This is a genomic window from Sulfuricurvum sp. PD_MW2 (genome assembly GCF_002633015.1).
Taxonomy (GTDB): domain Bacteria; phylum Campylobacterota; class Campylobacteria; order Campylobacterales; family Sulfurimonadaceae; genus Sulfuricurvum.
The window spans coordinates 39,075-49,970 of record NZ_NSIU01000015.1 but is presented as its reverse complement, the minus strand read 5'-3'; the positions used below and the strand labels follow the sequence as shown (position 1 = coordinate 49,970).

Here is a 10,896-nt window from a genome sequence, read left to right as displayed (position 1 = left end):
TTATCTGATATAATTTCTAGTACATAACAATAAAAGCAACTGATTTTTAAAGTAAAATAGCTAAAATTCAGAATTATGTTCTGAATATAAATTAGGTAATCAAACAATAATATACTTTTTATTTTATTATAATTTTTTCTAAAATGCACTAAGGAACTTTATGGGATTCAAATCAGATAAATCGATACTATTTCAAATTGCAAAAGCGCGCAATATTCTCAAAAAAGAGTTTGAGAAAGAGCTCAGAGGCTGTAATCTCTCCTATGCACACCGGGTTATTCTCATCCGATTGTCCGAAAAAGACGGTTTAACACAAAAAGAGTTGGCTCAAGATACCTATTTTGAACAATCCAATCTCACGCTGATGCTTGATAAACTCGAGTTGAAAGGGCTTGTCAAACGTATACCGAAAGAAAATGACCGCAGAGCCTATCTGATCAAAATCACTCCTGAGGGAGAAGCCCTGATCCCATCACTTGTCGAAATGGGAGAACAAATTATGGAGAAAGCTCTACATGGAATCTCTCCGGAGAAAAAAGGAGAATTTTCTAGCTTTCTAGAATTGATTTATGACAATTTGAATACTAAATAATAATTTTTTCCCTACACCATGCTTCACCTATTTTAGGTGAATAATCGATTCATCCCCATCCGTTTTTAACTCTCACAAATCTATCAATAAATAAATTAAGAAAAATAATATTATACTTTTGCTTATAGTTACTATCATAACTATAATTCCTATAAGAATGGAAAGTATAATGAAAAACATGACGATCAAAGCAAAACTCTATATTGTTCCCCTCGTTCTTTTGTTGGTATTTATTGCCACATATGCAATCTATGCAAGCAAACATGCTACGGCCGAAGCGGCAATGGAACGTTCAATCGAATCCAAAGATGCCGTTAACGAATTTTTAAATACTCGAATCTCCGTATATCAATTTTTGAAAAAACCTTCCGAAGAGAGTTTGTCGAAAGTACATACGAATCTCGACGCCAATCTCAAAACTGTTTTAACACTTCAAGATAAACTCTCATTACCGGCAAACAAAGAAAAATGTGCCGTTACCGCAGAACGCATTAACGCGTATAAAAACGAATTCGATATCAAAGCAAAACAAATCATAGCAAGCGATATCACCAACCGCAATGATATCGATCTGAGCAACCTGATCAGTATCAGCGGTGAGATTCAAGAAAACCTTACCAATATTGCCTCAAGCGCGGTAGAACTTAGCGAATCTTCTTTAAATGCTGTTAATGAACTGCTTATTTTTTGTTTTATTTTTGCCGTATCGGTCGTATTTATCATCAACCTACTCGTGACCAAAGAGATCACACACTCCATTCATCTGCTTCAAACGAAAATCAAACATTTTGTTGAGACCAAAGATCTCAGAACTCGTCTCTCTTATGATCGAAATGATGAAATCAAAGCGATCATTGACAGTTTCAATATTTTGCTTGAGACCTTGGAACATACGATTCAAGAAGCAAAAATAGCGGCAAACGAAAATGCATCCGTTTCGAGCGAATTGCACAGTACCAGTATGCAAATCGGACAAAATGCCGAAATCAGTATGGATATCGTCCAAAAGACAATCAATGAAATTCAAGAGATTAAAACCTTTATTGAATCAAGTGTATCTTTATCGGAAAAAACCAAGCAAAGCATTGAAATCTCCGGTGAAAAGCTCCATAATGTTCTTGTTGACATGAAACAATTGAAAAACGATGTCAGTGATGCGAGCGAATTGGAATCGAATTTGGCAAGCAAACTCGAGCATATGAGCGCTGAAGCGGCTCAAGTCAAACAAATTCTCGTTGTCATCAGCGATATCGCCGATCAAACTAATCTTTTGGCTCTCAATGCTGCAATCGAAGCCGCGCGAGCCGGAGAACATGGACGCGGATTTGCCGTCGTTGCCGATGAAGTCCGAAAGCTTGCAGAACGAACCCAAAAAAGTCTTACAGAGATCAATGCAACCATTAATGTTATCGTTCAATCGATTATCGATTCCTCAGAACAAATGAACGTCAATGCAAAAAATATCGAGCGGCTTGTTGATGTTTCCGAAAAAGTTGAAAGTGTCGTAGAAGAATCCGTATCCACAATGCAGGTTTCAAAAGAGAATGTAACGCTCAATGCGGAAAACTCTTCCAAAATCGCGACTGACGCCTCTAAAATCGTCACATCCGTTTCTCGTATCAACGGTATAACCTCCGATAATGCACGCAGTGTCGAAGAGATTGCAAGCGCTGCGGAACATCTCTATAAGCTAACCGATGGGCTAAATCTCAAATTACAGCAATTTAAATCCTGACCTGCCTAATCGATCGAGAGAATTCAAACCTCTCGATTTTCTTATAATTAATTCCCAAACTTTATCCGAAACTATTCAAAGCATTGTATGATTGTTCATCTATATCAAGGAATAGATGATGAAAACATTCTTTCAAAATTCTCCCTTCAAAGCATCATTGGAACCCGGGACCAAATACGCGTATTGCACTTGCGGTCTTTCTGCAACATTTCCCATGTGTGATGGAAGTCATCGCGGAACCGATAAAACACCGATAAAATTCAGTGTCGAGGTTGAAACCGACAAATGGCTTTGCCGATGCGGACGGTCAGGGCGAAAACCCTATTGTGACGGTTCACATCAGCAGGGAGGTTAATACACCTTCTCCAAAAGATAGGTGATGATTGGCAGGGTCACCAACGATACTATGATTCCATACCCCACTAAAGCGGCACTCAGGGCAGGAGCAAAACCGGCCGCAATTGCCAAAGCTCCCGCCGTAATCATCGAAGGCATTCCCGATTCCAACACCACTGTTTTCAACGCAAGCGGTTCCGTCCCCATCGCAATAAGTATCCCAAACGCCAAAAGCGGCATGATAATCAGTTTTAAAACAAGCGATTGGCTAAATAAAGCATAATCGACCTCACCGCCGAATTTCATCGAATACCCGACCGATACCAATGCCAAAGGGACAAGGGTTGATGAGAGTATTTGAAGATAGGATTGCATCCCAAGCGGCATTTGTCCAAACACTAAAGCAAATAATAAAAAGATAAAAGGGGGAAATACAAGCATTTTTTTGATGATAAGCCGTTTATGAAATACCCCTGTCTCATACCGTGCAATAATAGCAGCACCGTAAAGCGAAAGGATCAAAAATGTTCCGAACTGATCGTACATCAAAACATACGGAATGGCTTCTTCACCCAAAAGGGTATGGACAATCGGAATGCCCACAAATGAGGTATTTCCCAATGGCATGACCAACAACAGTGCCGCACGCACATGCGGCGGGTGATGGCGCGTCATCATCATTACGATCCCCATCACGATCGGCACAAGGAGCCATGGGGTTATGATAACACCGATAGCGGAGAGATCAAAATGGATTTTCGGGACCTGAAGCAAAACGGTAGCAGGCAAAGAGACATAGATCACAAAAAAATTCAGGCTTTTGGCAAAATCAATCGGAGCATTGGCTTTTTGCAAAAGAATCCCGATTGCCAATAATGCGACAATAAATGCAAACTGCTCCATTATTCCCTCCGATTTTATTGTGTGCAATAGTAATCGTCTCCCCCTTTTAATCCTCTAAAAGGTACAATAAACGAAAAATTCGAGCATGTCATGATAAATCGCTATACTTCCCCGAAAATCCGATTCACCTCGATTCTAAAATGGCAAGTCTCAAAATTATTGCATACACAAAAAACGATACCCTCTAGTTTGCCGATTCTCTACCAAGACCATTTACCGGAGGGAGCGTATGCTCTCTGGCTTGGCCATGCTTCTCTATGGCTTCGTTTAGGCGAAACGACGGTTGCGATTGATCCCGTATTGGGCAATATTCCTCTGCATAGCCGATATTCACCTCTACCGGTACCAAAAGAGCATCTCGTTGCCGATGTTATCCTCATCACGCATGCCCATTATGACCACTATGACAAATCCTCGGTCTTATTTTTATTGGAACAAAATCCAAAAACGATTATCGTCGCACCGAATGGCTTTTGGCGCTACCTCAAAGGAAAAATTCCACGTGAGCGATGTTTTGAGATGGAGTGGTGGGAATCGGTCATGGTTGGGGATTTATTTATTACCTTCACACCGAGCCTGCACTGGAGCAACCGAATCCATTTTGACATGAACAAAGCGCTGTGGGGGGGATATGTCATCCAAAACAGCGAGCACACCCTTTATCATTCGGGAGACAGCGCGTATGGGGAACATTTCAAAGAGATACATGAACGCTTTGATATCGATGAGGCATTTTTACCGATCGGCGCCTATCGTCCCGAAACGATAATGAAACACAACCACACCAATCCTCCTGAAGCATTACAAGCAGCGGCAGATCTGGGAGCAAAAAGATTTATTCCGATTCATTATGGAACCTTTAAACTCTCCGATGAGCCTGTGGATGAACCCATCGAATGGTTGGAGCATCTGAAAAATACAGAAGTGTATCCCTTTGAGATACAGATCGTCCGCGTCGGAGAAATTTATCGTTTCAATACAACGTCGACGCTCAAATCAACCTGATCACGGACGGTAAGAAACATCATCTTGATCGGCTTGATCCCATAATCGCTCATTTTTAAACTGCTGGACGCTTTAATATGGACTTTATTGCCCTCTTCGTTAATCGTCCCATCAAAACTGATTGTTCTGTTCACACCGTGAAGATTCATCGTCCCTTTTAGAGTATACGCATCACCGCCTTTTGCGCTAACCTCTTTGATATCGAAAACTGCTTTTGGAAAGGATGCTGATTCCAATGCCTCTTGCATATGTTCGTCCCGTTTTTTGTTATCACTGAATAAATCATTCATCGATACTTCAATAGCACCTTTGAGTGATGCAGGAGAGCCGTCCATACTCAGGTGTGAAGCCGCTTTTTTAGTCATAGGATCAATCGTCGAATCCCCGAATACCTCCGTATGCGCTTTGATTGTTCCCGCTTCAAAACTCAAATTTCCCGCATATACCGAAGAAACCAATAACAATGCCGCTATACCGACTCTAATCATGAAACTCTCCTAAGATAAAATAGATAGACCAAGGTAAATATCCCCAGTACAAGTACCGCAATCCAAATTTGATGCGCTAACGCAACCGCATTGGCGACAGATGTAGCAATCCAACCGACCCCTATCATCGACAATCCGATAAGACGTATATCCGCCAATCGGATCAATGTTTGAAACAAGAGAACATTATAGTACGAAATAACAACCGGATAGATAACCGTTAATATCCACGGGATTTGTAATCCGTACATCATATAACTGAAAATAAATAGGATCAAAATGATGCGTGTTTGTTTCATCAACTCCGTACCGTAACGATACGCTAAATAAACTCCGGCTAAATGAGATAGGATAATCACCAGTGGATATGTACTCCAAATATCCATATTTCCCGATCGGCTTAACGTCTCAAACAGTGCCGAATCGGCAAAAATCCACAACATCATAACACCTAATGTCGTCCATTCAAACGGAACTTTTTTGACCTCTTGTGTCGATTCAAATCGTACAAAACACAATGCTATCATCGAAATCAAGGGAAGAACTATCGCAATATTTCCCCTCTCATCAAAAGGATAGGTATACAGCGCAGTCCCCAAAACGTATGAAACAGCCAATCCGATGGATAGATAAAGCTTACTCTGCTCCCGAAACAAATAGAGCAGCAAAGGGGTCGTGTACCCCACAACAAACCCGAGTATAAGCAGCATCCAAAGCGAATAATCGGGATATATCCATGAAATAATCATTTGAACCACAAACAAAACACATAACTCATATTTAAGAAAGCGATGGCTCAATAATGCACTGAGCAATGCTCCGATTATTCCGCCTATAGGAAGGGTATACAGATCATGGATATGGGAATGAAACGCTCCTACCACGCCCGTCTGAGTGATCAGAAGATAGTACAAAAGCTGTGAGCTAAGAACAATGACAAAAAAATTCAATCTTTACCCCGCAAAAATAACCAATACAAAAGAGCAAATGAAATATCATACAAGGCAACCAACAATGCGATACCATCTAATGTACCGGCCATATAAAGGGCAGCAAAAACTGAGGCACATACCGCCCGAATCGATGCAGAGAGTTCGGCAAACCGATATGGAGTCACACTATACAAACCATACCAATGCGTCAATCCCGTTCCGATCATAAACGCAAAGACGATGTACTCATACGTACCGCTAAAATGAAATCCTAGCAATGAAAAAAGAGCACTGCCGCCAAGAATCAGTACAGCTCCGCCTCCCGCATCACTCAAAAATCCGCTCAAATGATAAACTTTCACCGCCGAATCAATTCGTACCTTTAGCCGATCAAAGGTGATCCGCAACACGACACCAACGATCATCGCACCAACCAATGCACGAACCCATAAGAACGGTTCAATGGATTCGTTTAATCCTCTTGCTTCCAAAATACCCGCTATACTCAACGCCACGGCCATGATTCCCATCAAAACACTCCATGCTATGGCATAAATGCGTCGAAAAAGGTTAGGCAAGAGATGATGCACAATGGCAAGAGCCATAAACGCCACTCCAAGCCCCATTGCAATATGAGCATGCCCTACTACGAGATCGTTACGATGGATTAATGCACGGATATCCGGAATAAAGAGAAAGTTTCCCTCTATATCCACAAAAATAAATGCAATAATGGAAAGAATCAAATAAGGATTGGTTTTGAAACTCACACCTGCATCACGAAGCCATATCCATAACAAGGGCACATACAAAAGGGTGAGATACTGAAAAAACCACTCCTCGGTGTAACTTAGAGTGTGGAAAAAATTACGGATAACGAGGGATACGATATATCCGACCAACGGAACAATCCATAGCCCATGCCAACGGGGTTTAAACTCATCTATGGCAACAAGTTTGATCAGCAGATAATAGATCGGGATAAGGGCAAAACTCATCCCGAGCGTATTGTCTCCGTGCGGTCCGATCAACGTTTTTTCCACCTGGCCGTACTGAGGATTCATCAAAACAATCAACGCAAGGGGAGCAACAATCACCGCCGCAAGTGATACGTTTACCCATAAAGGACGTTTGGCATAACGGCGCAGTGCATCGAGCAGAGCGAAGAGATAAAAGACTCCGCTAAAGGCAAGGAGAAAATTCAACTGATAGGGAAAATCGTAAAACGGTAAGCCCCGAATATTGCCGAACAGCAATGCCATACTCATAAAAAGTAAAAAAAGATTCCATACGACAAAATAACGTCGCAAATGGACAATCGCATTCTGTGAAAGCACTCCCTCTTTCTGGAACAGCGCAAACGGTAGCAAAGAGAGCATCAGTGGGAAAAATCCGTACAACATCTGCGAAATATGAAGCGAACGTGCACGTTCAGGAGAAAGCAGGCTCATTGAACCATCCAATCCTAATATCTCCATGGCATAAACCAACCCTGCAAATAGCCCAAGAATCAGCCAAAACAATGCAAGAGGAAGTTCATCATCGATGAATTTGTTTAACAATTCCGTCCTCCATTTCAATAATTGTATCCGCATAATCGACTATTTTTTTATCGTGTGACGCAACGACAAAACCCGTCCCTGTGCCTGAAAACTCCCGGAAGAGTTCATATACCCCAAGCGCGTTTTTGCTATCGAGGTTCCCCGTCGGCTCATCGGCAAATACCACAGCAGGAGCGTTCACCAATGCTCTGGCGATCGCTGCGCGCTGACGCTCTCCGCCGGAGACCTCATCACTGTAGCGGTGAGAAAGTTTAGCGATTCCAAGTGATTGCAATAACAACTCGATACGCCCCTCATCGATTGCACCGAGCGCGATATTTTCACGTAGCGTCAAATAGGAAATCAGATAATGAAATTGAAACACAAATCCTATGTTGGCACGGCGAAAATGATCAATATTTCCCCATTCACCCAAAGTTTTTCCATCGTACAGAGTCATCCCTTTCGTGGGTTGCAGCAACGTTGAGAGGATCGAGAGCAATGTTGTTTTTCCGCTTCCGCTCTCTCCGATAATAGCGGTAAAGCTTCCCGAATTTATCGTAATATCGACCCCATTCAATACTTTTTCGTGGCCGTAAAAATGTTCCAATCCATGTGCTTCGATTCTCATGCACCACCTCGTTGGATCAAGTTCATAGGATCAATACGGGCAGCATAGATTGCCGGAAGCAGTGTACCGAAAAGCGCCATGCTGACCGAGATGATGAATACTTTGATTGCCAGTAATGCCGTAATCTCTCCGTTAATGTAGCCTTGAAATTTATCGGCATGTTTGATCATCTCCAATACGGCTTCGGAGGCTCCTAAGGCAAATATAAATGCCAAAACCGCAATAATGAGCGTTTCCCCCAATAACTTAAAAATAATCACCCGAGACGAGAGTCCGATAGAACGCATAATTCCAAATTCGGCTTTGCGGTCGTTGACCACCATGCTCATCATACTGACAATCCCCAAGATTCCCATCAAAAATGCCATCGCTCCGATAACGTCGGAACTGGTTTTAATGATTTTGAACTGGTTGTACGAATCGATAAACCCATCGGTTGTTTTCGCTTCCATCTGGGAGTATGCTTTGTTGATCTGAGCAACGACCGAATCGCTTTTACCAAGATCCTTCAATGCAATGAGAAAAATCGAAGCACTCTTATGAAATACCTCACCCGCATCCTCCAATCCCATCACTACTCCGCCGTCCTCAAACCCGATATGGCTTTTAAAGACTCCACTGACACGGAATTCTCTTTTTGAAAGAGAAATCGTTTCAGGGTGTTTCAGGGTCTCATAAATTTTCGAGCCAAGCATCACTTCGCCCGATTTCGGGTATGAACCTTTTTTTAAAGCATAGCTTTTAAACCGATTCTCGCTGGCACCGTAAATACCGACAATAGGTAACGGTTCTACCGGAGCCGCACCCAAAATCAAAGCACTGATCTCTTTAACACCGTTCATGCGAGCTATCTCAGTCGTAACAGTACGGTTAATATCACTGAAAAACGTATCGGCGATCCCTTTTTGAGTGACGATAATATCTCCGTCGGTTTTGAGCATGGAGCTGTACATACTCACAACTCCACCCGATATGGCACTGATGAGAAAGATCGCGGCAATGGATACGGCCATACTGATAAAAATAAGGGCCGTTTTAAACCTGTTTTTTCGAAGTGCTTTGATCGGTGTTATCACTGTTCTATCGCTTTTTTCAGCTCATCGGCGGTTGAGATGAAATCAACTTTTGTCAGAAAATTTCCCCGAAATTTCATCACGGTAATTTTATCTTCCTGATAGGGAAAATTGATCCCCTGCTCTTCATCTTGGATCAACAAAACCGTATGATTGTATTTGCGCATTTTCGGGAGTGCGAACGTTTCGGTGATGAATTTCGGCATTTGGCTGATATCGGCAACAAACGCAGCTTTATTCTTCGCCAAATACCCTTTTTCCTGAGTACTCAAATACTCATTGACCGTTGCACCAGTCCCTTTTTCAAAGGCCATAACAAGTGTTTTCGGCATCACTTTTAACGTATAGCGTTTGCCAAACTGATCATTAAGATCCAACGGCATAACGGAGTGTCCTACTTTATAGGGTGCCCCCCATAAACTTAACGTCATTAACAATACAGCAGTCACTTTTTTCATAAAAATCCCTTATATTCTATTCTATCGAAAGTATAAAAGAAAAAGGGCTAATTGATGGTTAATGCTATTTAATGAGAGAGCTTGCTTAATAATTGTCCAAGTTTTTCATGCTGTTGTAATGTGAGATAAAAACTCTGATCCATTACTTTGTCCAGATGATTCATCTCAGTAAGGGTAATTCCAAACGGATCTTTTTTTGTTACCTTGCTTCCTGTCGAAGCGATCACAACGTTGTCAAGCTTTTTCGAGGCATGACGGACAAAATAGGTGAGAAAATATCCGCCGGAATGATCTTTTTCAATTGCTACTACAACACGAGAAGCATTCGAATTGTCCCATGAGAGATCAGGAGCAAGTGTTTTAAAATCATCCACGCTCAAATAACCTATATAGACTTTGGTATAAATATCATGATACCGCTGCGTTGCCGGTCGGCGGAAAAAATCAACGTCCATCGGATCTTTCCCGCGAAGTGAACGGAGCATCCATGAGAGTGTCGCATAATACTTAAAAGCGGCAATTTTGAGATCTTCGGCATGCGCGATTTTTGAACTCTCGATACGGATCATCGGTTGGCGTGGCGATTTCGAACTCAGCCGTTCCAAAATGTGACGGGCACTGTAAGGTTTTGTCATCCAAACAGAAGCAAATGAAGGGAGATCCGAAGTTCCCGTTGCCCCTTCGTTGAGCACCAACAATGCTTTGACCTGATAGCGGGGAAATAAAACTTCGAGCAATGCCCGTTTTTTACGGAGACGTTTTTTGAGATTACTCACCGATTTGACCAACGTCATCTCGACGAAATAGAGCTCTTTGTCCGTAAATAAAAGTCCGTCAAACTCTCCAATCTCTTTATGGCGGGCACGATAGATAATCTGCCCTTTCCAGCTCACCGACAACGCATCGCTTTGTGCACGGGTACGATGTTTGTGCGGTCCTTTGATGATAAAACTCTTAATTTGCGGTTCATTTGCCGCATAACGGAGCAGTTTTTCGTAGATATAGTTTTCATACACTTCCCCCTCAAACGAGCGAAATGCACTGATGTATCCCTCATCCTCAATGCTCAACCCTTTTGCCTCAAGCGACAAAAGATGATCGATATTGTAATCGTAATACAAAAGATTATCGCCGAGTTCTGCGTCGCCCTCAGGGATAACGGTATGGTCGATGGTTAGGATGGTAGCCTCTTTTGGCGGATT

General features: G+C 42.2%; 12 protein-coding genes. 4 read left to right on the top strand and 8 right to left on the bottom strand.

The window, feature by feature from the left end:
• The first annotated feature begins 160 nt into the window (after positions 1-160).
• From CJD30_RS07990 to CJD30_RS07980, 3 genes are all read left to right on the top strand, one after another.
• Complete coding sequence (locus CJD30_RS07990) at positions 161-592, top strand: MarR family transcriptional regulator (protein ID WP_294918134.1); 432 nt, start codon at positions 161-163, stop codon at positions 590-592.
• Between the two features lie 169 nt (positions 593-761).
• Positions 762-2,327 carry a methyl-accepting chemotaxis protein gene (locus tag CJD30_RS07985; RefSeq protein WP_294918132.1) on the top strand — a complete coding sequence of 522 codons (1,566 nt, stop codon included), beginning with the start codon at positions 762-764 and terminating at the stop codon, positions 2,325-2,327.
• Positions 2,328-2,445: 118 nt separating this feature from the next.
• On the top strand, positions 2,446-2,682 hold the full coding sequence (locus tag CJD30_RS07980; protein ID WP_294918131.1) for a CDGSH iron-sulfur domain-containing protein: 237 nt from the start codon (positions 2,446-2,448) through the stop codon (positions 2,680-2,682).
• Here the strand turns inward: CJD30_RS07980 and CJD30_RS07975 are convergent.
• Positions 2,679-3,566 carry an AEC family transporter gene (locus tag CJD30_RS07975; RefSeq protein WP_294918129.1) on the bottom strand — a complete coding sequence of 296 codons (888 nt, stop codon included), beginning with the start codon at positions 3,564-3,566 and terminating at the stop codon, positions 2,679-2,681. The two genes, CJD30_RS07980 and CJD30_RS07975, sit on opposite strands and share 4 nt — an antisense overlap.
• A gap of 90 nt (positions 3,567-3,656) precedes the next feature.
• Here CJD30_RS07975 and CJD30_RS07970 point away from each other — a divergent pair, with 90 nt between their 5' ends.
• Complete coding sequence (locus CJD30_RS07970) at positions 3,657-4,571, top strand: MBL fold metallo-hydrolase (RefSeq protein WP_294918127.1); 915 nt, start codon at positions 3,657-3,659, stop codon at positions 4,569-4,571.
• Here CJD30_RS07970 and CJD30_RS07965 read toward each other — a convergent pair.
• The 7 genes from CJD30_RS07965 to CJD30_RS07935 all read right to left on the bottom strand — a co-directional run bounded on the left by CJD30_RS07965 (position 4,532) and on the right by CJD30_RS07935 (position 10,815).
• A complete protein-coding gene (locus CJD30_RS07965) occupies positions 4,532-5,059 on the bottom strand; it encodes a YceI family protein (protein ID WP_294918125.1) in 528 nt (175 codons plus the stop codon). The genes CJD30_RS07970 and CJD30_RS07965 overlap by 40 nt on opposite strands.
• The gene (locus tag CJD30_RS07960; protein WP_294918123.1) at positions 5,056-6,009 is read right to left on the bottom strand and encodes a hypothetical protein; all 954 of its coding nucleotides are present in this window, start codon (positions 6,007-6,009) and stop codon (positions 5,056-5,058) included. Before CJD30_RS07960 ends, CJD30_RS07965 begins: the two co-directional genes overlap by 4 nt.
• Positions 6,006-7,553, bottom strand: a complete 1,548-nt coding sequence (locus CJD30_RS07955) for a cbb3-type cytochrome c oxidase subunit I (protein ID WP_294918121.1) — start codon at positions 7,551-7,553, stop codon at positions 6,006-6,008. Before CJD30_RS07955 ends, CJD30_RS07960 begins: the two co-directional genes overlap by 4 nt.
• Positions 7,531-8,163 (bottom strand): ATP-binding cassette domain-containing protein, encoded by a 633-nt coding sequence (locus CJD30_RS07950; RefSeq protein WP_294918119.1) that lies wholly within the window; start codon positions 8,161-8,163, stop codon positions 7,531-7,533. Before CJD30_RS07950 ends, CJD30_RS07955 begins: the two co-directional genes overlap by 23 nt.
• Complete coding sequence (locus tag CJD30_RS07945) at positions 8,160-9,239, bottom strand: FtsX-like permease family protein (RefSeq protein ID WP_294918117.1); 1,080 nt, start codon at positions 9,237-9,239, stop codon at positions 8,160-8,162. Before CJD30_RS07945 ends, CJD30_RS07950 begins: the two co-directional genes overlap by 4 nt.
• Entirely contained in the window at positions 9,236-9,694 is a 459-nt protein-coding gene (locus tag CJD30_RS07940) for a hypothetical protein (protein ID WP_294918115.1), read from the bottom strand. The genes CJD30_RS07945 and CJD30_RS07940 overlap by 4 nt, the downstream gene beginning before the upstream one ends.
• Positions 9,695-9,762: 68 nt before the next feature.
• Positions 9,763-10,815: a hypothetical protein gene (locus tag CJD30_RS07935; protein ID WP_294918113.1), complete on the bottom strand. Its 1,053-nt coding sequence runs from the start codon at positions 10,813-10,815 to the stop codon at positions 9,763-9,765.
• Between the last annotated feature and the right edge of the window lie 81 nt (positions 10,816-10,896).